The sequence below is a fragment of the Streptomyces sp. NPDC104367 genome (assembly GCF_055583825.1).
Genome location: NZ_JBVJND010000002.1, coordinates 375,462 through 398,299, shown reverse-complemented (window position 1 = coordinate 398,299; position 22,838 = coordinate 375,462). Strand labels below are relative to the sequence as shown.

Here is a 22,838-nt window from a genome sequence, read left to right as displayed (position 1 = left end):
CTGGGCCTGGGCGGTCCGCCGGGCCGGGTGCCGGCTCGGGGCCGGACGGCTTCCTCGGCCGGGGGCGGTGCCGGATCACCGGATCCCGGTCGGGGACCGCGTCCGCCCCGCCCCCGTCGGCCCGGGCCTTCGGAACTCCCGGCGCCGGACCCCTGACCTCGGGAGTGTCCGCCGGGCCGGGCGGGGTCAGGCCGGGTCGACCTCGCGCAGGAGGCCGGTGCGGACGTCGAAGACGAAGCCGCGGACGTCGTCGGCGTGGAGGAGGAACGGGGACGTGCGCACCCGCTGCATGGACTGGCGTACGTCCTGGTCCACGTCGCGGAAGGACTCCACCGCCCAGGCCGGGCGCTGGCCCACCTCCATCTCCAGCTCGGTGCGGAAGTCCTCGGTGAGGGCCTCCAGGCCGCAGCCCGTGTGGTGGATGAGGACGATGCTGCGCGTGCCGAGCTTGCGCTGGCTGATCGTGAGCGAGCGGATCACGTCGTCGGTCACCACGCCGCCGGCGTTGCGGATCGTGTGGCAGTCGCCGAGCTGCAGGCCCAGCGCCTTGTGCAGGTCGAGACGCGCGTCCATGCAGGCCACCACGGCCACGTGCAGGACGGGCCGGGCGTCCATGCCGGGGTCGGTGAAGGCGCCGGCGTAGGTCCGGTTGGCGTCGACCAGGCGATCCGTCACGGTGCCGCCGGTGGTTATGGCGCCTTCGGATCCAGTGGGAGCTGCTGCGGAAGTCGTCATGGTGACGACGTTACTGGTCACTGCTGGTCACGGCCTCCTGTGAGAGGGGACAAAGAACGTCATCGTGGCTTGTTGTGAGCTAACCCACACGGAGGGCAAACCGGGTCCGTACGGGTGATTCCTTTCCTATTGCCGCCCCGGCGGCGAAGCCGTACGCGACGCGCAGGCCGGTTGATTGACCGCGCGACACGGTGGACTAAAGTGGCGCGAAGCGGGAGGCGAGGCTCTCCCCGCTGGTGAAATCCCCTGGAGACCCGGCACGGCGCCCGGACCGTCTCCCCACGTGCGCGGCGCGCGTACCGAGCGGGCGGGGACCCGGCGGTGCGTATCCCCCGCGCGGACCTGAGAGGCCCCCTTGAGCGAGAGTCGACACGTCCCGGTGATGCTCCAGCGGTGCCTGGATCTGCTGGCACCCGCACTGGAGGCGCCCGGAAGCGTGGTCGTCGACTGCACCCTCGGCCTCGGCGGCCACAGCGAGGCACTGCTGACCCGCTTCCCCGAGGCCCGTCTGGTCGCCCTGGACCGCGACAAGGAGGCGCTGCGCCTGTCCGGCGAGCGGCTCGCCCCCTTCGGCGAGCGCGCCACCCTGGTGCACGCCGTCTACGACGAACTCCCCGACGTCCTCGAACGTCTCGGCATCGCGCGCGTGCAGGGCGTGCTGTTCGACCTCGGCGTCTCCTCCATGCAGCTGGACGAGGCCGGCCGAGGCTTCGCCTACGCCCAGGACGCCCCCCTGGACATGCGCATGGACCAGACGACCGGCATCAGCGCCGCCGAGGTCCTGAACACCTACCCGGCCGGCGAACTCGTCCGCATCCTCTACGCGTACGGCGAGGAGAAGCAGGCCAAGCGGATCGTCTCGGCGGTCGTCCGGGAGCGCGAGAAGGAGCCGTTCAGCAACAGTGCCCGGCTCGTGGAGCTGATCCGGGACGCGCTGCCGCAGGCCGCCAAGCGCACCGGCGGCAACCCCGCCAAGCGCACCTTCCAGGCCCTGCGCATCGAGGTCAACGGCGAACTGTCCGTGCTGGAAAGGGCGATCCCGGCCGCCGTGCAGGCCCTCGCGGTCGGCGGACGGATCGCCGTACTGTCGTACCACTCGCTCGAAGACCGTCTGGTGAAGCAGGTGTTCGCGGCCGGTGCCGCCACCACCGCTCCGCCCGGACTGCCGGTCGTGCCCGAGCAGTACCAGCCGCGGCTCAAGCTGCTCACGCGTGGTGCCGAACTTCCCACCGAGGAAGAGGTCGCCGAGAACCGCCGGGCCGCGCCCGCGCGTCTTCGGGGAGCCCAGCGCATCAGGGAGTCCATTGAATGAGCGGCGTGAGCACGCGGGGTCCCCGGTCCCACCGGAGGACACGTGAGTAGGAAACCCGAGCTGAAGGGGCGGGCCGCCCGGCTCGCCCGGCTCTTTCCGCCCGGCCGCGCCAACCAGGCCGCCCGTACCCCGTTCGTCCTGCTCGTCGTCCTGCTCCTCGGCGGCGGTCTGATCGGCCTGCTGGTGCTGAACTCCGCTCTCAGCGAAGGCTCGTTCAAACTCGACGACCTGCAGAAGCGGACGAAGAACCTCACCGACGAGGAACAGGCGCTGCAACGGGACATCGACGCCTACTCCGCCCCCGACGCCCTCCAGCGCCGGGCCCGTGAACTCGGCATGGTCCCCGGCGGCGACCCGGCCTTCCTCGGTCAGGACGGCACGGTCAAGGGCGTACCGAGCCCGGCCGCCCTGCTCCAGCCCGCCGCGCGCACCGCCCAGCCGCTCGCCCCGGAGGCCGTCGGCACGCAGTCCGGCGCGGTGCCGCCGTCCGGCATGGTGCCGCCGTCCGCCGAGGCGCCGGCTCCGACGGCCGCCGCCCCGGCGCCGGTGACGACGGCCACGGCCTCCGCCCCGGCCCTGGCCCCGGCACCGGTGACCACCCCGCCCCCGATCCCGACGCCCCCGACCGCGACGACCCCCGGCAGGTGACGGAAGTGTCCGACAGGGAACCGCCGCGCCGCCGCGTGCCCGGCCCCGCCAAGCCGCCCCGCCCCCGGGACCCCCGGGGCGCCGTCCGGCGGCAGCCAGGTCCCGGCTCCCGCCCGGTCCGCCGTCCTGGCGCGCCACGGCCGCCTGCCCAGCGCCCGCTGCGGCTCGGCAGCCCCCGCCCCCGGCTGCGCATGGTCGGCCTCGCCCTGACCCTGGTGATGCTGGTCTTCGTGGGGCGCCTGCTCCAGGTCCAGGCCGTCGACGCCAGCGCCTACGCGGCGAAGGCCGAGCTGAACCGGTACGTCGTGCACACCCTGGCCGCCGAGCGCGGCGGGATCACCGACCGCAACGGCGTGGCGCTGGCGATCAGCGAGGACGCGTACGACATCACCGCCGACCCCACGATGTTCACCGCCAAGCAGCTCAAGGTGGACGACGGCCCCGAGCAGGCCGCCGCGCTGCTCGCCCCGATCCTCGGCAAGGACCAGGCCGACCTCCTCGAGCTGCTGCGGCCGAAGAACAAGGAACTGCGCTACGTGCGGCTCGCCGCCCGGCAGACCCCGCAGGTCTGGAAGCAGATCAAGGACCTGAAGGCCGCCCTCGTCAACAAGGCCGCGACCGACCGCAACACCGTCAACGTGCTGGCCGGCGTCTTCGCCGACCCCAGCAGCCAGCGCGTGTACCCGAACGGCGACCTGGCCGCCGGGATACTGGGCTGGGTCAACGCCGAGGGCAAGGGCGGCGGCGGCGTCGAGCAGCAGCTCGACAAGGAGCTGACCGGCAAGGACGGCAAGATCCGCTACGCCCAGTCCGGCGGCCGCGAGGTGCCCACCGCGGGCTCCACCGAGACCCCGGCGGTGCCCGGCTCCGACGTCGAGCTGACCATCGACCGCGACATCCAGTGGGCCGCGCAGAACGCCATCACCGAGCAGGTCAAGAAGTCCAAGGCCGACCGCGGCTACGTGATCGTCCAGGACACCAAGACCGGTCAGATCCTGGCCATGGCCAACTCGCCCGGCTTCGACCCGAACGACCTGTCGACGGCCCGCTCCGCCGACATGGGCAACGCGGCCCTCCAGGACGCCTACGAGCCCGGTTCCACCGCCAAGGTCATGTCGATGGCCGCCGTCCTCCAGGAGAACGTCGCCTCCCCGCTGACCCGCGTGGTGGTGCCCAACCGGCTGCACCGCGGCGACCGCTCCTTCAAGGACGACGTCGACCACGCCACCTGGTACCTCACGCTCAACGGCGTGCTCGCCAAGTCCAGCAACATCGGCACCATCCTCGCCACCGGCCAGCTCGGCAAGACCCAGGAGCAGGCCAACCAGGTCCTCTACTCGTACCTGCGCAAGTTCGGCATCGGCAGCTCCACGGGACTCGGCTTCCCCGGTGAGACCCAGGGCATCCTGGCCTCGCCGTCCAAGTGGTCGACGTCGCAGCAGTACACGATTCCTTTCGGCCAGGGCTTCTCCATCAACGCGATGCAGGCGGCCTCCGTCTACTCGACGATCGCCAACGGCGGGGTCCGCGTCGAACCCACCCTGGTCCGCGGCACCAAGGGCGCCGACGGCCGATTCACCCCGGCCGCACAGCCCAAGAAGACCCGTGTGGTCAGCGAGAAGACCGCCAAGACCCTCGCCGAGATGCTGGAGTCCGTGGTCGACGACGAACAGGGCACCGGCGCCAAGGCGGCCATCCCCGGCTACAACGTGGCCGGCAAGACCGGCACCGCCAACCGGGTGGATCCGGCCACCGGCAGGTACCGCGGCTACACCTCGTCGTTCGCCGGGTTCGCACCTGCGGACAATCCGCGCGTCACCGTCTACTGCGCCATCCAGAACGCCACCACCGGCAGCTACTTCGGTGGCCAGATCTGCGGCCCGATCTACAAGCAGGTGATGGAGTTCGCCCTCAAGACCCTCCAGATCCCGCCGACCGGAGCCAAGGCGGCGAAGCTGCCCGTCGACTACAAGCCCTGACAGCCGGCCCCTGGACCCGGCCCGCCACCAGTCCCCGAACCAGCCCTGAACCAGCCCCGACACCAGTCCTGATCAGCGCCGCAGCGCTTCGTACAGACCACCAGGAACGAGCTCGTGACAACGATCACCCCCGATCCCGGGAACCAAAGGGCCCCACAGCCCTCACTTCGCTCCGGAGCGGGTGCGCCCGGTACGCTCACCGCCGTGCCACACGCTGATCAGTCCCAAACCACCCAGAAGGGCGCTTCCGTGACGTACCCGGGGCCGCCCAGGCCGGCTCAGGTCTCCGCCACACCCCTCGCGGAACTCGCCGGTCAGCTGGGTGCCGCCGAACCGGACACCGTGAACCGCGCGGTCGAGGTCACCGGCATCACCCACGACTCGCGCGCGGTCCGCCCCGGCGACGTGTACGCGGCCCTGCCGGGCGCCCGGCTGCACGGCGCCGACTTCGTCGCCCAGGCCGCCGGCCTCGGCGCGGTCGCCGTGCTGACCGACCCGACGGGCGCCGGGCGCGCCGCCGCGACCGGCCTGCCGGTCCTGGTCGTCGACGACCCGCGCGCGCGGATGGGTGAACTCGCGGCCACCATCTACGGCCGTCCGGGCGGCGACCTGCTCCAGATCGGCATCACCGGCACCTCCGGCAAGACCACCACGGCCTACCTGGTCGAGGGCGGGCTCAAGGGCTCGCGCACCACCGGGCTGATCGGCACCGTCGAGATGCGCGTCGGCGAGGAGCGCATCAAGTCCGAGCGCACCACCCCCGAGGCCACCGACCTCCAGGCGCTGTTCGCCGTCATGCGCGAGCGCGGCGTCGAGGCGGTCGCCATGGAGGTCTCCAGCCACGCCCTGGTCCTCGGCCGGGTCGACGGCTGCGTCTTCGACATCGCCGTCTTCACCAACCTCAGCCCGGAACACATGGAGTTCCACTCCGACATGGAGGACTACTACCGGGCCAAGGCACAGTTGTTCACCCCGGAACGCAGCAGACGCGGGGTGGTCAACATCGACGACGAGTACGGCCGCAGGCTCGCCCGGGAGGCCTCCGTCCCGGTCGTCACCTACTCCGCCGAGGGCCACCCGGACGCCGACTGGCGTGCCGCCCACGTCCACATCGGCCCGATGGACTCGACGTTCACCGTCGTCGGGCCCGAGGGCGTCGAGGTCGCCGCCAAGTCGCCGCTGCCGGGCCCCTTCAACGTGGCGAACACCCTCGCCGCGATCGTCGCCCTCGCCGCCGCCGGGCTCGACCCGCAGACCGCCGCCGACGGCATCGCCGCCGTCCCGGGCGTCCCGGGCCGCCTGGAGCGCGTGGACGCCGGCCAGCCCTACCTGGCGGTCGTCGACTACGCGCACAAGACGGACGCCGTCGAGTCGGTCCTCAGGGCCCTGCGCAAGGTCACCAAGGGCCGGCTGCTGATCGTCCTCGGCTGCGGCGGCGACCGCGACAGGACCAAACGCGCCCCGATGGGAGCCGCCGCGGCCCGGCTCGCCGACACGGCCGTACTGACCTCAGACAACCCCCGCTCCGAAGACCCCCTCGCCATCCTCGCCGCCATGCTCGAGGGCGCGGCCTCGGTGCCCGCCCACGAGCGCGGCGAGGTGCTCCTCTTCGAGGACCGGGCCGCCGCGATCGCCGCCGCTGTCGCCCGCGCGCACCCCGGCGACACCGTGCTGGTGGCCGGCAAGGGCCACGAGCAGGGCCAGGACATCGCCGGTGTGGTCCGTCCCTTCGACGACCGCCAGGTGCTTCGCGAAGCTATCCAGAAGACCCAGGGATGAACTTGTGATCGCCCTCTCCCTCGCCGAGATCGCAGAAGTCGTCGGCGGGCAGACGCACGACATACCGGATCCGTCCGTCCAGGTCACCGGGGAGGTCGTCCGGGACTCCCGTGAGGCGGGCCCGGGCAGCCTGTTCGCCGCCTTCGTGGGCGAACACGTGGACGGCCACGACTTCGCCGCCCAGGTGGTCGCACAGGGCGCGGCCGCCGTGCTGGCGTCGCGCCCCGTCGGCGTGCCCGCGATCGTCGTGGACGACGTCCAGACCGCCCTCGGCGCCCTCGCCCGCCATGTCGTACGACGGCTCGGCGCGACCCTCGTGGCCCTCACCGGCTCGGCCGGCAAGACCAGTACCAAGGACCTCATCGCCCAGGTGCTGCGCACCAAGGCGCCGACCGTGTTCACGCCCGGCTCGCTCAACAACGAGATCGGGCTGCCGCTGACAGCCCTGTCCGCCACCCGGGAAACCCGTTTCCTGGTACTGGAGATGGGCGCGCGCGGCATCGGACACATCCGCTACCTGGCCGATCTGACGCCCCCGAGGATCGGCCTGGTCCTCAACGTCGGCACCGCCCACATCGGCGAGTTCGGCGGCCGGGAGCAGATCGCCCAGGCCAAGGGCGAGTTGGTGGAGGCGCTGCCCGCCGCGGAGGACGGCGGCACCGCGATCCTCAACGCCGACGACCCGTTGGTCCGGGCCATGGCCTCGCGCACCAAGGCGAAGGTGATCCTCTTCGGGGAGTCCGCAGAAGCGGACGTACGCGCCGAGAACGTACGACTCACGGACACGGGACAGCCCGCGTTCAGTCTTCACACACCCTCCGGTGCAAGCGATGTGACCATGCGCCTGTACGGTGAGCACCACGTGTCGAACGCGCTCGCCGCGGCCGCCGTCGCCCATGAGCTGGGCATGTCCGCGAAAGAGATCGCCACCGCGCTCTCCGGGGCGGGCACCCTCTCCCGCTGGCGGATGGAGGTCACCGAGCGCCCGGACGGCGTGACCATCGTCAACGACGCCTACAACGCCAACCCCGAGTCCATGCGGGCCGCACTGCGCGCGCTCGCTGCCATGGGCACAGCCTCACAGGCGAAGGGGGGACGCACGTGGGCGGTGCTCGGCAAGATGGCCGAGCTCGGGGACGAGGCGCTCGCCGAGCACGACGCGGTCGGACGGCTCGCCGTCCGGCTCAATGTCGGCAAGCTCGTCGCCGTCGGGGGAGTGGAAGCCTCCTGGCTGCAACTGGGCGCATATAACGAGGGTTCGTGGGGTGAGGAGTCGGTGCACGTGTCCGACGCACAGGCGGCGGTCCACCTGTTGCGCAGCGAGTTGCGCCCGGGGGACGTCGTACTCGTGAAGGCGTCACGTTCGGTGGGCCTGGAGAGCGTTGCGCAGGCGCTCCTGGAGTCCGGTGCCCAGGGTGTTGATGCCCGATGATGAAGCAGATCCTCTTCTCGGGCGTCATCGGTCTCTTCCTGACGCTGATCGGCACCCCGCTGCTGATCAAGCTCCTCGCCCGCAAGGGCTACGGCCAGTACATCCGTGACGACGGCCCGCGCGAGCACGCCAGCAAGCGCGGTACGCCGACGATGGGCGGTATCGCCTTCATCCTGTCGACGGTGGCGGCCTACTTCCTGTCCAAGGTGATCACCGGCTACACCCCGACCTACTCGGGTCTGCTGGTCCTCGGCCTGATGTGCGGGATGGGCCTGGTCGGCTTCCTGGACGACTACATCAAGATCGTCAAGCGGCGTTCGCTCGGTCTGCGGGCCAAGGCGAAGATGGCCGGCCAGCTGATCGTCGGTATCGCCTTCGCGGTGCTCTCGCTCCAGTTCGCCGACGCCCGCGGCAACACCCCGGCCTCCACCAAGCTGTCGTTCATCACGGACTTCGGCTGGTCCATCGGCCCGGTGCTGTTCGTGGTCTGGGCGCTGTTCATGATCCTGGCGATGTCCAACGGCGTGAACCTGACCGACGGTCTGGACGGTCTGGCCACCGGTGCCTCCGTGCTCGTCTTCGGCGCCTACACGTTCATCGGCGTCTGGCAGTTCCAGGAGTCCTGCGCCAACGCGACGACCCTGACCAACCCCAACGCCTGCTACGAGGTGCGCGATCCGCTGGACCTCGCGGTCATCGCCTCCGCGCTGATGGGTTCCTGCCTCGGCTTCCTGTGGTGGAACACCTCGCCGGCCAAGATCTTCATGGGCGACACCGGTTCGCTCGCGCTCGGCGGTGTCCTCACGGGCCTGGCGATCCTGTCCCGCACGGAGCTCCTCGTCGCCATCATGGGCGGCCTGTTCGTCCTCATCACCATGTCGGTCGTCATCCAGGTCGGCTCCTTCCGGCTCACCGGCAAGCGCGTCTTCCGGATGGCACCGCTCCAGCACCACTTCGAACTCAAGGGCTGGTCCGAGGTACTTGTGGTGGTCCGCTTCTGGATCATCCAGGGCATCTGCGTGATCGTCGGACTCGGCCTCTTCTACGCGGGATGGGCAGCGGACAAGTGACCTCCTCGGTGTCCCCGGAATTCAAGGGCATGCGCATCACCGTCGCCGGGCTCGGTGTCTCCGGCGTCCCGGCGGCGAAGGTGCTGCACGCGCGCGGGGCGCTCGTCACGGTCGTCAACGACGGCGACGACGCACGCGCGCGTGAACAGGCCGCGGAGCTGGAGGCGCTCGGCATCACCGTGCGCCTCGGCGACGGGGCGACCCTGCCCGAGGGCACCGAGCTGATCGTCACCGCGCCCGGCTGGAAGCCGGACAAGCCGCTGTTCCTGGCGGCCGGTGCGGCGGGCGTGCCGGTCTGGGGCGATGTCGAGCTGGCCTGGCGGCTGCGGGGCCGGGACGGCAGAAAAGCAGCCCCCTGGCTGGCCGTCACCGGCACCAACGGCAAGACCACCACGGTCCAGATGCTGGCGTCGATCCTGCGGGCCGCGGGGCTGCGCACGGCCGCCGTCGGCAACATCGGCGTCTCGCTGCTCGACGTGGTCCTCGGGGACGAGCCGTACGACGTCCTGGCCGTGGAGCTGTCGAGCTACCAGCTGCACTGGGCGCCCTCGCTGCGCGCCCACTCGGCGGTCGTGCTCAACCTCGCCCCGGACCACCTGGACTGGCACGGCTCCATGGAGGCGTACGCCAGGGACAAGGGGCGCGTCTACGAGGGTAACCGGGTCGCCTGCGTCTACAACGTCGCCGACAAGCTCACCGAGGACCTGGTGCGCGAGGCCGACGTCGAGGAGGGCTGCCGCGCCGTCGGCTTCACCCTCGGCGTCCCGGGCCCGTCCCAACTGGGCGTCGTGGAAGGCATCCTGGTCGACCGGGCCTTCGTGGAGAACCGGCACAAGAACGCGCAGGAGCTGGCCGAGGTCTCCGACGTCAACCCGCCGGTTCCGCACAACATCGCCAACGCCCTTGCGGCCGCGGCCCTGGCGCGCGCCTTCGGGGTGGCCCCCGCGGCCGTACGCGACGGGCTGCGGAACTTCCGCCCGGACGCCCACCGCATCGCGCACGTCGCCGACGTGGCGGGCGTGGCGTACGTCGACGACTCCAAGGCCACCAACACCCACGCGGCGGAAGCCTCGTTGGCGTCATATGAGTCGATCGTATGGATTGCGGGCGGACTGGCGAAGGGTGCGACCTTCGACGAGATGGTCGCCAAGTCGGCCGGGCGGCTTCGCGGTGCCGTCCTGATCGGCGCCGATCGCGCCCTCATCCGGGACGCCCTCGCGCGACACGCGCCGGAAGTACCCGTCGTGGACCTCGACCGGACCGACACTGGGGCGATGCTCCAGGCGGTGACCGAGGCCCAGCGGCTGGCCCAGCCCGGCGACACGGTGCTGCTGGCCCCGGCCTGCGCCTCCATGGACATGTTCACCAACTACAACCAGCGCGGTGACGCGTTCGCGCAGGCGGTGCGCGAACTCGGCGCCTGACCCGGCCGCCTGCCGGGCGACCTTGGGAGGGACGCGTGGGACGGTCGACGTTCAGCGGAGGCGTTGATGCCCGGTAGCCGCACCGGCCGGCCGCCCGTACAGCGGGCCCCCCGGCGTCCCGCCGTCTCCCGCTCCGCGCGCGAGAACCCCGTACGGCGGCTCCACACCCGTGCCCACCGCGCCTGGGACCGGCCGCTGACCGCGTACTACCTGATCCTCGGCGGCAGCCTGCTGATCACCGTGCTCGGCCTGGTGATGGTCTACTCGGCCTCCCAGATCACCGCGCTCCAGATGTCGCTGCCCGGGTCCTTCTTCTTCCGCAAGCAGTTCCTGGCCGCCTCCATCGGCGGCGTGCTGCTGCTCATGGCGTCCCGGATGCCGGTGAAACTGCACCGCGCGCTCGCCTACCCGATCCTCGCCGGCGCCGTCTTCATGATGGCGCTCGTGCAGGTGCCCGGGATAGGGATGTCGGTCAACGGCAACCAGAACTGGATCTCCCTGGGCGGCTCCTTCCAGATCCAGCCCAGCGAGTTCGGCAAGCTCGCCCTGGTGCTCTGGAGCGCCGACCTGCTGGCCCGCAAGCAGGAGAAGCGGCTGCTGACCCAGTGGAAGCACATGCTGGTGCCGCTGGTCCCGGTCAGCTTCCTGCTGCTCGGACTGATCATGCTCGGCGGCGACATGGGTACGGCGATCATCCTGACCGCGATCCTGTTCGGCCTGCTGTGGCTGGCGGGGGCGCCGACCCGGCTGTTCGCCGGCGTGCTCTCGGTCGCGGCCGTGATCGGTGTGATCCTCATCAAGACCAGCCCCAACCGGATGGCCCGGCTCGCCTGCATCGGCGCCACCGAACCGAAGACCGGCGTCGCCGACTGCTGGCAGGCCGTGCACGGCATCTACGCCCTGGCCAGCGGCGGACTGTTCGGGTCCGGGCTCGGCGCGAGTGTGGAGAAATGGGGCCAACTGCCCGAAGCCCACACCGACTTCATCTTCGCCGTCACCGGTGAGGAACTGGGCCTCGCGGGGACGCTGTCGGTACTCGCCCTCTTCGCGGCTCTAGGCTATGCGGGTATCCGCGTGGCCGGACGCACGGAGGACCCCTTCGTGAGGTACGCCGCGGGAGGCGTGACCACCTGGATCACCGCCCAGGCGGTGATCAACATCGGTGCGGTGCTCGGCCTGCTGCCGATCGCCGGCGTCCCCCTCCCGCTGTTCTCCTACGGAGGCTCCGCCCTGCTGCCGACCATGTTCGCCATCGGGCTGCTGATCGCCTTCGCGCGCGACGAGCCCGCTGCGCGGGCGGCGCTTGCGATGCGGCAACCCCGCTTTGGTAGAAAGCGGGGAGCCGGGGGTCCTCGCGGACCTCGGAGATGGAACACGATGCGACGGCGTGCCCCGGTGGCACGTTCGTCCGGAGAGCGGTGAATTTCGGTGCATGTCGTACTCGCTGGTGGGGGGACCGCCGGCCACATCGAGCCCGCGCTCGCCCTCGCGGACGCCCTGCGCAGGCAGGACCCCACCGTGGGGATCACGGCCCTGGGCACGGAACGCGGCCTGGAGACCACGCTCGTCCCGCAGCGGGGCTACGAGCTGGCGCTGATCCCGGCGGTGCCGCTGCCCCGCAGGCCCACTCCCGAGCTGATCACCGTCCCGGGCCGGCTGCGCGGCACCATCAAGGCCGCCGAGCAGATCCTGGAGCGCACCAAGGCGGACTGCGTCGTCGGCTTCGGCGGCTACGTCGCCCTGCCCGGCTACCTGGCCGCCAAGCGCCTCGGTGTGCCGATCGTGATCCACGAGGCCAACGCCCGCCCCGGCCTGGCCAACAAGATCGGCTCCCGGTACGCGGCGAAGGTCGCCGTCTCCACGCCCGACAGCAAGCTCCGTGACGCCCGCTACATCGGCATCCCGCTGCGCCGCTCCATCGCCACCCTGGACCGCGCCGCGGCCCGCCCCGAGGCCCGCCACCGCTTCGGTCTCGACCCCAACCTGCCCACGCTGCTGGTCTCCGGCGGCTCGCAGGGCGCCCGCCGCCTCAACGAGGTCGTCCAGCAGGTCGCGCCCTGGCTCCAGCAGGCCGGCATCCAGATCCTGCACGCGGTCGGCCCGAAGAACGAACTGCCGCAGGTGCACCAGATGCCGGGGATGCCCCCCTACATCCCGGTAAGTTACCTGGACCGGATGGACCTCGCGTACGCCGCCGCCGACCTGATGCTCTGCCGCGCGGGCGCGATGACCGTCGCCGAACTCTCCGCCGTCGGACTCCCGGCCGCCTACGTCCCGCTGCCCATCGGCAACGGCGAACAGCGGCTGAACGCCCAGCCGGTGGTCAAGGCCGGCGGCGGTCTCCTGGTCGACGACGCGGAACTCACCCCGGAGTGGGTGCAGCAGAACGTCCTGCCCGTGCTCGCCGACCCGCACCGGCTGTACGAGATGTCCCGCGCGGCAAGCGAGTTCGGCCGCCGGGACGCGGACGAACTGCTCGTCGGCATGGTGTACGAGGCGATCGCCTCAAGCCGTTAGGACCGTATGACGAAAGGCAAGTGAGCAGCGTGGCCGGATCGACCACCGCCGAGCGCGGTGAACGCCAGCAGGAGTCGTCCGGCCCGCCGCTCGCCCGAAGGCTGAGAAGGCTCCGCCTTCGTACGATCGTCATCCTGGTCGTCGTCCTGGTGCTCCTCGGCGGTGGTTCCGTCTGGCTGCTCTACGGCTCCCCGTGGCTGCGCGTACGGCATGTCTCCGTGTCCGGCACGGCCGTTCTGACGCCCCGGCAGGTGCGCGAGGCCGCCGCCGTCCCCGTCGGGGCTCCGATGGCCTCCGTGGACACCGACGGCATCGAGGCCCGGCTGCGCCGGAAATTGCCCCGAATCGACGTGGTTGACGTCGTCCGTTCCTGGCCCCACGGAATCGGGCTGAAAGTGACCGAACGTACGCCGGTTCTGCTCATCGCAAAAGGCGGAAACTTCATCGAAGTGGACAAGGGAGGCGTCCGGTTTGCCACGGTTTCCGAAGCACCGAAAGGCGTTCCGGCGCTGGAATTGAGTCTCTCCCGTTCGGGTTCCGCCACCGCCAGCCTGCGCCGCTTCGGCACCGACCGGCTGGTGCGGGAGGCGGTCCGGGTCGCGGGTGACGTTCCGGCCGCCGTCCGCCGCACCACCGGGACCCTCAAGGTCCGTTCCTACGACGACATCTCGCTGGAGTTGAGCGGCGGCCGCACGGTCGAGTGGGGCAGCGCCGAGAACGGCGCCGCCAAGGCCCGCGCGCTCACCGCCCTCATGAAAGCGGCTTCCGGAGCGCGGCACTTCGACGTGAGCGTTCCCACCGCCCCCGCGTCAGCGGCGAGTTGACGCACATCAGCGCAGGCCAGCACCCTGGTTGGGCACCTCTGTGCCTGATCACATAGGGTGAAAAGAAAAACGGGAGGTTCGGCGTGTTCGTTGAACGGGCGCCGCTTGTCGACTTAGTGTCCTGTTCAGAAGACTCCAGGGAACAGACACACTGGTAACCCTAAACTTCAGGCTTAGGGTTCGGGTCGGCGCTACGGACCGTCCCATTCGGCATCTGCCGTCCCCGCGCGGGGCACCGCTCGTGGACGGCGACGTTAATTCGAGGCGAGAGGCCTTCGACGTGGCAGCACCGCAGAACTACCTCGCAGTCATCAAGGTCATCGGTGTCGGCGGCGGTGGTGTCAATGCCATCAACCGGATGATCGAGGTCGGCCTCAAGGGCGTCGAGTTCATCGCCATCAACACCGACGCGCAGGCGCTGTTGATGAGCGACGCCGACGTCAAGCTCGACGTCGGCCGTGAACTCACCCGCGGACTCGGCGCCGGCGCCAACCCGGCCGTCGGGCGCAAGGCCGCCGAGGACCACCGCGAGGAGATCGAGGAGGTCCTCAAGGGGGCCGACATGGTCTTCGTGACGGCCGGCGAGGGCGGCGGCACCGGTACCGGCGGCGCGCCCGTCGTGGCCAACATCGCGCGCTCGCTGGGCGCCCTCACCATCGGCGTGGTCACCCGCCCGTTCACCTTCGAGGGACGGCGCCGGGCCAACCAGGCCGAGGACGGCATCGCGGAACTCCGCGAAGAGGTCGACACCCTCATCGTCATCCCGAACGACCGGCTGCTGTCCATCTCGGACCGCCAGGTCTCGGTGCTCGACGCCTTCAAGTCGGCCGACCAGGTCCTGCTCTCGGGTGTCCAGGGCATCACCGACCTCATCACCACCCCCGGTCTGATCAACCTCGACTTCGCCGACGTCAAGTCGGTCATGTCCGAGGCCGGTTCGGCCCTCATGGGCATCGGCTCGGCCCGCGGCGACGACCGCGCGGTGGCCGCCGCCGAGATGGCGATCTCCTCGCCGCTCCTGGAGGCCTCCATCGACGGCGCCCGGGGCGTGCTGCTCTCCATCTCCGGCGGCTCCGACCTCGGCCTGTTCGAGATCAACGAGGCCGCCCAGCTCGTCAGCGAGGCCGCCCACCCGGAGGCCAACATCATCTTCGGCGCCGTCATCGACGACGCCCTCGGCGACGAGGTCCGCGTCACGGTCATCGCGGCCGGCTTCGACGGGGGCCAGCCCCCCGCCCGCCGGGACAACGTCCTCGGCTCCTCCTCGGCCTCCAGCCGCCGCGAGGAGCCCGCTCCGGCACGGCAGCAGCCCGAGCGCCCCTCCTTCGGCTCGCTCGGCAGCGTGACCCCCAAGGAGGACCCGGAGCCGGCCCCCGAGCCGGTCGCCGACATCCCGGTCGTCCCGCCGGTCCCGCCGTCGCGTTCCTACACGGACAGCGCGGCCGAGGAACTGGACGTACCGGACTTCCTCAAGTGATCCTTGCGACGTGATAGGACAGCGCGAAACCGTGAGCGGCGCGCACTTCGCCTTCACCGACAGGTGGGGCGGGGTGAGCGCCGCTCCGTACGAGGAGCTCAACCTCGGCGTGGCGGTCGGCGACGACCCCGGGACGGTAGGGGCCAACCGGGAGCTCGCCGCCAAGTCGCTCGGCCTGGACCCCGGCCGGGTGGTCTGGATGAACCAGGTGCACGGCAACGACGTCGCCGAGGTCGAGGGCCAGTGGACCACCCGGCTCACGCCCGAGGTCGACGGGCTGGTGACCGCGGCCCGGGGTCTGGCCCTCGCGGTGCTGACCGCCGACTGCGTGCCGGTCCTGCTGGCCGACCCGGTGGCCGGAGTGGTCGCCGCGGCCCACGCCGGACGGCCGGGCCTGGTCAAGGGGATCGTGCCCGCCGCGATCGACGCCATGGAGTCGCTCGGCGCCGAGCCGGCCCGGATCGTCGCCCGCACCGGCCCCGCCGTCTGCGGGCGGTGCTACGAGGTGCCGGAGGAGATGCGCGCCGAGGTGGCGGCCGTCGAGCCGGCGGCGCACGCGGAGACCGGCTGGGGCACTCCGGCGGTCGACGTGAGCGCCGGAGTGCACGCGCAGCTGGCGCGCGCCGGGGTGTGCGACCGGGCGCAGTCGCCGGTGTGCACGCTGGAGTCGAATGATCACTTCTCGTACCGCCGGGACCGCACCACGGGGCGGCTCGCCGGCTATGTGTGGCTGGACTGATGGGACATGACGGACCGTAAGACCGAACTCGCCGGAAACCTGGCGAAAGTGGAGGAGCGCATCGCCGCCGCCTGTGCGGCGGCCGGGCGCGAGCGGGAGGAGGTGACCCTGATCGTGGTCACCAAGACCTACCCGGCGAGCGACGTACGGCTCCTGTCGGAACTCGGTGTGCGCCATGTCGCCGAGAACCGCGACCAGGACGCCGCCCCCAAAGCTGCCGAATGTGCCGATCTGCCCCTGAGTTGGCACTTCGTCGGGCAGTTGCAGACGAACAAGGTGCGGTCCGTGGTGGGTTACGCGGACGTCGTGCAGTCCGTCGACCGCTCCCGGCTCGTGGGGGCGCTGTCGAAGGAGGCGGTGCGCGCCGGGCGCGAGGTGGGGTGCCTCCTCCAGGTCGCACTCGACGCGGGCGCCGGCGGCCGCGGCGAGCGCGGCGGCGTGGCGCCCGGCGGAATCGAAGAGTTGGCCGATCTCGTCGCCGCCGCCCCGGGGCTGCGTCTCGACGGGCTGATGACCGTCGCCCCGCTCACCGGGGAGTATGCCGGGCGTCAACGGGAGGCCTTCGGGCGGTTGATGGATTTGTCGACCTACCTGCGCCGAACCCATCCTGCTGCGAACATGGTCTCCGCAGGGATGAGTGCGGACCTCGAGGAGGCCGTGGCGGCCGGGGCGACACATGTACGCGTCGGCACTGCGGTACTCGGAGTCCGCCCCAGGCTCGGGTAACGTCGCCAGGAAGTCGGACCACAGCAGAAAATATGGTCAATGCCGCCGAAGGCGGGCACAACGACCACGTGGATCGCGGGACTTGGCAGTCGTCACCGATCCACCACAGAGCGGAGGACTCAGAGCATGGCCGGCGCGATGCGCAAGATGGCGGTCTACCTCGGCCTCGTGGAGGACGATGGGTACGACGGCCGCGGATTCGACCCAGACGACGACTTCGAGCCCGAACTGGACCCGGAGCCCGAGCGGGACCACCGACGGCACGAGCCGTCGCACCAGTCCCACGGTGCACACCAGTCCCAAAGGGACGATTCGGTACGAGTGGTGCAACCTTCGGCACCGCGCGAACCGGTCGCGCATTCCGCTTCGCTTGCCGCGGAATCGGGCCGTCCGGCGCGCATCGCCCCCGTGGCGTCCATCACACAAGAACGCGCGAGCCTGGAGAAGAACGCACCGGTGATCATGCCCAAGGTCGTGTCGGAACGAGAGCCTTACAGGATCACCACGCTTCACCCGCGGACCTACAACGAGGCCCGTACCATCGGGGAACACTTCCGTGAGGGCACCCCGGTGATCATGAATCTCACCGAGATGGACGACACGGACGCGAAGCGACTTGTCGACTTTGCGGCCGGTTTGGTGTTTGGTCTTCACGGCAGCATCGAGCGGGTGACGCAGAAGGTGTTCCTGTTGTCGCCTGCTAACGTCGATGTCACGGCGGAGGACAAGGCCCGTATCGCAGAGGGCGGGTTCTTCAACCAGAGCTGAGACGCGACACCGGTACAAGGTATGGGACAGGGGAGAGGGAAGCACGAATCATGAGCGTGTTCCTGGACGTGATTCGCATCGCGCTGATGTGCTTCCTCATCGTGTTGCTCTTCAGGTTGGTCATGGACTACGTGTTCCAGTTCGCCCGGTCATGGCAACCCGGCAAGGCGATGGTGGTCGTACTTGAGGCCACCTACACTGTCACCGATCCACCGCTCAAGCTTCTGCGGCGGTTCATCCCGCCGCTGCGTCTCGGGGGCGTGGCGCTCGACCTGTCCTTCTTCGTACTGATGATCATCGTCTACATCCTGATCGCGATCGTTGGTCGGCTGTGATGAGCGATGTGACCTACCGTCTTGCCGAAGCCGACGACTACGTTGAGGTGAAGAGATGCCGTTGACCCCCGAGGACGTGCGGAACAAGCAGTTCACGACCGTCCGCCTCCGAGAAGGCTATGACGAGGACGAGGTCGATGCCTTCCTCGACGAGGTCGAGGCCGAACTGACCCGTCTGCTCCGTGAGAACGAGGACCTGCGCGCCAAACTTGCCGCGGCCACGCGCGCGGCCGCGCAGAACCAGCAGAACATGCGCAAGCCTCCGGAGCCGCAGGACCAGCAGGGCGGGATGCCTCAGGGCGGCATGCCTCAGGGCGGGATGCCTCAGGGAGGTATGCCCCAGCAGGGCATGCCGCAGCAGGGCGGTATGCCTCAGCAGGGCATGCGAGGCCCCGGCGCTCCGGTGCCTGCCGGCATATCGGGCCCGCCGCAGCAGCAGATGGGTGGCCCCATGGGCGGTCCCCCGCAGCTGCCGAGCGGTGCCCCGCAGCTGCCGGCCGGTCCCAGTGGCCAGGGCGGTCCGCAGGGTCCCGGCCCGATGGGTCAGGGCATGGGTCCGGGCATGGGCCAGGGTCCCGGTCCGATGGGTCAGGGCGGTCCCGGCATGGGCCAGGGTCCCGGCCCGATGGGTCAGGGCATGGGCCCGATGGGCGGTCAGCCCCCCATGCAGCAGCAGCCGATGGGCGGTCCGATGGGCGGCCCCATGGGCGGTCCGATGGGCGGTCCCGGTCAGGGTCCCGGTGGCGACAGCGCCGCGCGTGTCCTCTCGCTGGCCCAGCAGACCGCCGACCAGGCGATCGCCGAGGCCCGCTCCGAGGCCAACAAGATCGTCGGCGAGGCCCGCAGCCGCGCCGAGGGTCTGGAGCGTGACGCCCGCGCCAAGGCGGACGCGCTGGAGCGGGACGCGCAGGAGAAGCACCGCGTCGCCATGGGCTCCCTGGAGTCCGCGCGCGCCACGCTGGAGCGCAAGGTCGAGGACCTGCGCGGCTTCGAGCGCGAGTACCGCACGCGTCTGAAGTCGTACCTCGAGTCCCAGCTGCGTCAGCTGGAGACCCAGGCCGACGACTCCCTCGCCCCGCCGCGCACCCCGGCCGCGGCCTCCCTGCCGCCGTCCCCGGCGCCCTCGATGGCCCCGGCCGGCGCGAGCGCCCCGTCCTACGGCGGCCAGCAGCCGATGGGCGGCGGTCCGTCCCCGGCCGCCCCGTCCTACGGCGGCCAGCAGCAGATGACGCCGGCGATGACCCAGCCGATGGCTCCGGTCCGCCCGCAGGGTCCGTCCCCGATGGGCCAGGCGCCGTCCCCGATGCGTGGCTTCCTCATCGACGAGGACGACAACTGACGGCCGCCGCAGGGTAGTACGCCGTAGGCGTCGGCAACGTTCAAACAGGGCGGGCCCCGGATTCACCTCCGGGGCCCGCCCTGTTGCCGTCTCCGTCTCGGGGGGGCGCGGGGAACCGCGCACGGCCGGGGACCGACCCCCGGACACGAGCAAGGGCCCGGCCTCCTGCCTGGAGACCGGGCCCTTGCTCACAGCGCCAGGCGCTTGCGCCTGGCGCTTACCCGCGCTTACGCCTTGCGCAGCCGGAACGTGAGGGACAGCCCCTCGTCGACGAACGGCTCCCCGTACGCACCGTCCGCCTCGCCCTGCGCGAAGTCGGTCGCCAGCACCTCGTCGGCGATCAGCGCGGTGTGCTCGGCGAGCGCCGCGATCACCGCCGGGTCGGTCGACACCCACCGCAGCGCGATCCGGTCGGCCACGTCCAGCCCGCTGTTCTTGCGCGCCTCCTGGATCAGCCGGATCGCGTCCCGGGCCAGGCCCGCCTGGCGCAGCTCCTCCGTGATCTCCAGGTCGAGCGCGACCGTCGCACCGGAGTCCGACGCCACCGACCAGCCCTCACGCGGCGTCTCGGTGATGATCACCTCGTCCGGTGCCAGCGTGATGGTCTCGCCGTCGACCTCCACCGACGCCGTGCCCTCGCGCAGCGCCAGCGACAGCGCGGCCGCGTCCGCCCCGGCGACCGCCTTGGCGACCTCCTGCACCCGCTTGCCGAACCGCTTGCCCAGCGCCCGGAAGTTGGCCTTGGCCGTGGTGTCCACCAGCGAGCCGCCCACCTCGGACAGCGACGCCAGCGAGGAGACGTTCAGCTCCTCGGTGATCTGCGCGTGCAGCTCCTTGTCGAGCGCGTCGAAACCGACCGCGGCCACCAGCGCCCGGGACAGCGGCTGACGCGTCTTCACACCCGACTCCGCGCGCGTGGCACGGCCGAGCTCCACGAGCCGGCGTACCAGGACCATCTGCCTGGACAGCTCCGGGTCGATCGCGGACAGGTCCGCCTCGGGCCAGGAGGCCAGGTGCACCGACTCCGGCGCGCCCGGGGTCACCGGCACCACCAGGTCCTGCCACACCCGCTCGGTGATGAACGGGGTGAGCGGGGCCATCAGCTTGGTGACGGTCTCCACGACCTCGTGCAGCGTGCGCAGCGCGGCCTTGTCGCCCTGCCAGAAGCGCCGGCGCGAACGGCGGACGTACCAGTTGGAAAGGTCGTCGACGAACGCGGACAGCAGCTTGCCGGCGCGCTGGGTGTCGTACGCCTCCAGGGACTGCGTCACCTGGTCGGTGAGCGCGTGCAGTTCCGAGAGCAGCCAGCGGTCCAGGAGCGGCCGCTCGGCCGGGGCCGGGTCGGCCGCGGACGGCGCCCAGCCCGACGTACGGGCGTACAGCGCCTGGAAGGCGACCGTGTTCCAGTACGTCAGCAGCGTCTTGCGGACGACCTCCTGGATCGTGCCGTGCCCGACCCGGCGGGCCGCCCACGGGGAACCGCCGGCCGCCATGAACCAGCGGACCGCGTCCGCGCCGTGCTGGTCCATGAGCGGGATCGGCTGCAGGATGTTGCCCAGGTGCTTGGACATCTTGCGGCCGTCCTCGGCGAGGATGTGGCCCAGGCAGACCACGTTCTCGTACGACGACCTGTCGAAGACCAGCGTGCCGACCGCCATCAGCGTGTAGAACCAGCCGCGGGTCTGGTCGATGGCCTCGGAGATGAACTGCGCCGGGTAGCGGCTCTCGAACAGCTCCTTGTTCCTGTACGGGTAGCCCCACTGCGCGAACGGCATCGAACCCGAGTCGTACCAGGCGTCGATGACCTCGGGCACGCGCGTGGCCGTCTTCGCGCACTGGGGGCACGCGAAGGTCACGTCGTCGATGAACGGGCGGTGCGGGTCCAGGCCCGACTGGTCGGTGCCCGTCAGCTCCGTGAGCTCCGCGCGGGAGCCGACGCAGGTGAGGTGGTCGTCCTCGCAGCGCCAGATCGGCAGCGGGGTGCCCCAGTAGCGGTTGCGGGACAGCGCCCAGTCGATGTTGTTGTTCAGCCAGTCGCCGTACCGGCCGTGCTTGACCGTCTCCGGGAACCAGTTCGTCTTCTCGTTCTCCGCGAGGAGACGGTCCTTGACCGCCGTCGTGCGGATGTACCAGGACGGCTGCGCGTAGTAGAGCAGCGCGGTGTGGCAGCGCCAGCAGTGCGGGTAGCTGTGCTCGTAGGGCAGGTGCCGGAAGAGCAGCCCGCGCGCGTGCAGGTCCTCGGTGAGCTTCTCGTCGGCCTTCTTGAAGAAGACACCGCCGACCAGCGGGACGTTCTCCTCGAACGTGCCGTCGGGGCGGACCGGGTTCACCACCGGCAGGCCGTAGGCGCGGCAGACCCTGAGGTCGTCCTCACCGAAGGCGGGGGACTGGTGGACCAGACCCGTACCGTCCTCGGTCGTGACGTACTCGGCGTTGACCACGAAGTGGGCCGGTGCCGGGAACTCCACGAGCTCGAAGGGACGCTGGTACGTCCAGCGCTCCATCTCGGCGCCGGTGAAGCTCTGGCCCGTGGTCTCCCAGCCCTCGCCGAGCGCCTTGGCGACCAGCGGCTCGGCGACGACGAGCTTCTCCTCGCCGTCGGTGGCGACGACGTAGGTCACCTCCGGGTGCGCGGCGACCGCCGTGTTGGACACCAGGGTCCAGGGGGTCGTCGTCCACACCAGGAGCGCGGCCTGGCCGGCGAGCGGACCGGAGGTGAGCGGGAAGCGGACGTACACGGACGGGTCGACGACCGTCTCGTAGCCCTGCGCCAGCTCGTGGTCGGACAGGCCGGTGCCGCAGCGCGGGCACCAGGGGGCGACGCGGTGGTCCTGGACCAGCAGGCCCTTGGAGAAGATCTCCTTCAGCGACCACCAGACGGACTCGATGTACTCGGGGTCCATGGTCACGTAGGCGTCGTCGAGGTCGACCCAGTAGCCCATGCGCGTCGTCAGCTCGGAGAACGCGTCGGTGTGGCGCAGCACGGACTCGCGGCACCTGGCGTTGAACTCGGCGATGCCGTACGCCTCGATGTCCTGCTTGCCGCTGAAGCCCAGCTCCTTCTCGACCGCGAGCTCCACGGGCAGGCCGTGGCAGTCCCAGCCGGCCTTGCGGCCCACGTGGTAGCCGCGCATGGTCCTGAAGCGCGGGAAGACGTCCTTGAAGACGCGCGCCTCGATGTGGTGGGCGCCCGGCATGCCGTTGGCGGTGGGCGGGCCCTCGTAGAACACCCACTCCGGGCGGCCCTCGGACTGCGCCAGGCTCTTGGCGAAGACCTTCTGCTCGCGCCAGAAGTCGAGCACGGCGTGCTCGAGGGCGGGCAGGTCGACCTGTGCGGGCACCTGGCGGTACGTCGGCGCTGTCATCTGCGAGCTTCCTCCAACGGACTTGCTGCCTTCCGTCGGAGGGACGAGAGCCTTGCCTTGCGTACGCCGTGTGCGGCGCGCTCCCGCGGTACCACCCTCCTTGGCCCTCCGTGCGCCGTACGCGCCGGTGAGCCCCCTCATTGGGGTCGCGAAGCCGGTTCTACTGACCCCTGCGGGGCGTTCTTCCGGCGGCTCCGGGGTGATCTTCACGTCGCGCTCGCCCCCGGGCTTCCACCGTCCCCGGGTCGCTCTGGGCTGCGTACGCCGCTACTCGGCCCCATCCACGCTTCTCGCTGCGCCCAGTGTACGGCGCCGCACGGACAGCGGCCGACCCGTTTTCGGGGCGCACCTCCCGGCCCGGCTCCGGCG

General features: G+C 70.9%; 18 protein-coding genes. 16 read left to right on the top strand and 2 right to left on the bottom strand.

Going from position 1 to position 22,838, the window contains the following annotated elements:
• Window positions 1-186: 186 nt before the first annotated feature.
• Window positions 187-735 carry a beta-class carbonic anhydrase gene (locus ACZ619_RS04630; protein WP_469594049.1) on the bottom strand — a complete coding sequence of 183 codons (549 nt, stop codon included), beginning with the start codon at window positions 733-735 and terminating at the stop codon, window positions 187-189.
• A 355-nt stretch (window positions 736-1,090) separates the two neighbouring features.
• On the opposite strand from ACZ619_RS04630, the gene rsmH reads away from it, so the two are divergent.
• The 16 genes from rsmH to ACZ619_RS04550 all read left to right on the top strand — a co-directional run bounded on the left by rsmH (window position 1,091) and on the right by ACZ619_RS04550 (window position 19,104).
• Window positions 1,091-2,047, top strand: coding sequence for a 16S rRNA (cytosine(1402)-N(4))-methyltransferase RsmH (gene rsmH / locus ACZ619_RS04625; protein WP_469594047.1), 957 nt, complete (start codon window positions 1,091-1,093; stop codon window positions 2,045-2,047).
• 42 nt (window positions 2,048-2,089) lie between these two features.
• The gene (gene ftsL, locus ACZ619_RS04620; RefSeq protein WP_469594044.1) at window positions 2,090-2,695 is read left to right on the top strand and encodes a cell division protein FtsL; all 606 of its coding nucleotides are present in this window, start codon (window positions 2,090-2,092) and stop codon (window positions 2,693-2,695) included.
• Window positions 2,696-2,700: 5 nt separating this feature from the next.
• Entirely contained in the window at window positions 2,701-4,674 is a 1,974-nt protein-coding gene (locus tag ACZ619_RS04615; RefSeq protein WP_469594041.1) for a peptidoglycan D,D-transpeptidase FtsI family protein, read from the top strand.
• Window positions 4,675-4,788: 114 nt separating this feature from the next.
• Window positions 4,789-6,453 (top strand): UDP-N-acetylmuramoyl-L-alanyl-D-glutamate--2,6-diaminopimelate ligase, encoded by a 1,665-nt coding sequence (locus tag ACZ619_RS04610; protein WP_469594038.1) that lies wholly within the window; start codon window positions 4,789-4,791, stop codon window positions 6,451-6,453.
• 4 nt (window positions 6,454-6,457) lie between these two features.
• On the top strand, window positions 6,458-7,885 hold the full coding sequence (locus ACZ619_RS04605; RefSeq protein WP_469594036.1) for a UDP-N-acetylmuramoyl-tripeptide--D-alanyl-D-alanine ligase: 1,428 nt from the start codon (window positions 6,458-6,460) through the stop codon (window positions 7,883-7,885).
• Complete coding sequence (gene mraY, locus ACZ619_RS04600; protein WP_046729529.1) at window positions 7,885-8,955, top strand: phospho-N-acetylmuramoyl-pentapeptide-transferase; 1,071 nt, start codon at window positions 7,885-7,887, stop codon at window positions 8,953-8,955. The genes ACZ619_RS04605 and mraY overlap by 1 nt, the downstream gene beginning before the upstream one ends.
• Window positions 8,956-8,963: 8 nt before the next feature.
• Window positions 8,964-10,379 (top strand): UDP-N-acetylmuramoyl-L-alanine--D-glutamate ligase, encoded by a 1,416-nt coding sequence (gene murD, locus ACZ619_RS04595; protein WP_469594508.1) that lies wholly within the window; start codon window positions 8,964-8,966, stop codon window positions 10,377-10,379.
• Between the two features lie 66 nt (window positions 10,380-10,445).
• On the top strand, window positions 10,446-11,801 hold the full coding sequence (gene ftsW / locus ACZ619_RS04590) for a putative lipid II flippase FtsW (RefSeq protein WP_469594034.1): 1,356 nt from the start codon (window positions 10,446-10,448) through the stop codon (window positions 11,799-11,801).
• Window positions 11,802-11,807: 6 nt separating this feature from the next.
• Window positions 11,808-12,896 carry an undecaprenyldiphospho-muramoylpentapeptide beta-N-acetylglucosaminyltransferase gene (murG, locus tag ACZ619_RS04585; RefSeq protein WP_469594032.1) on the top strand — a complete coding sequence of 363 codons (1,089 nt, stop codon included), beginning with the start codon at window positions 11,808-11,810 and terminating at the stop codon, window positions 12,894-12,896.
• A gap of 29 nt (window positions 12,897-12,925) precedes the next feature.
• Window positions 12,926-13,720, top strand: a complete 795-nt coding sequence (locus ACZ619_RS04580) for a cell division protein FtsQ/DivIB (RefSeq protein WP_469594506.1) — start codon at window positions 12,926-12,928, stop codon at window positions 13,718-13,720.
• A gap of 280 nt (window positions 13,721-14,000) precedes the next feature.
• Window positions 14,001-15,197 (top strand): cell division protein FtsZ, encoded by a 1,197-nt coding sequence (ftsZ, locus tag ACZ619_RS04575; RefSeq protein ID WP_469594029.1) that lies wholly within the window; start codon window positions 14,001-14,003, stop codon window positions 15,195-15,197.
• A 10-nt stretch (window positions 15,198-15,207) separates the two neighbouring features.
• Window positions 15,208-15,936, top strand: a complete 729-nt coding sequence (gene pgeF / locus ACZ619_RS04570) for a peptidoglycan editing factor PgeF (protein WP_469594027.1) — start codon at window positions 15,208-15,210, stop codon at window positions 15,934-15,936.
• Window positions 15,937-15,942: 6 nt separating this feature from the next.
• Window positions 15,943-16,662: a YggS family pyridoxal phosphate-dependent enzyme gene (locus tag ACZ619_RS04565; RefSeq protein WP_469594024.1), complete on the top strand. Its 720-nt coding sequence runs from the start codon at window positions 15,943-15,945 to the stop codon at window positions 16,660-16,662.
• 126 nt (window positions 16,663-16,788) lie between these two features.
• Window positions 16,789-17,430 (top strand): cell division protein SepF, encoded by a 642-nt coding sequence (locus tag ACZ619_RS04560; RefSeq protein ID WP_469594022.1) that lies wholly within the window; start codon window positions 16,789-16,791, stop codon window positions 17,428-17,430.
• A 50-nt stretch (window positions 17,431-17,480) separates the two neighbouring features.
• Window positions 17,481-17,765: a YggT family protein gene (locus tag ACZ619_RS04555; RefSeq protein ID WP_355707926.1), complete on the top strand. Its 285-nt coding sequence runs from the start codon at window positions 17,481-17,483 to the stop codon at window positions 17,763-17,765.
• 55 nt (window positions 17,766-17,820) lie between these two features.
• Complete coding sequence (locus ACZ619_RS04550; RefSeq protein WP_469594018.1) at window positions 17,821-19,104, top strand: DivIVA domain-containing protein; 1,284 nt, start codon at window positions 17,821-17,823, stop codon at window positions 19,102-19,104.
• A gap of 227 nt (window positions 19,105-19,331) precedes the next feature.
• Here the strand turns inward: ACZ619_RS04550 and ileS are convergent, their stop codons facing one another.
• Window positions 19,332-22,469 (bottom strand): isoleucine--tRNA ligase, encoded by a 3,138-nt coding sequence (ileS, locus tag ACZ619_RS04545; RefSeq protein WP_469594015.1) that lies wholly within the window; start codon window positions 22,467-22,469, stop codon window positions 19,332-19,334.
• Between the last annotated feature and the right edge of the window lie 369 nt (window positions 22,470-22,838).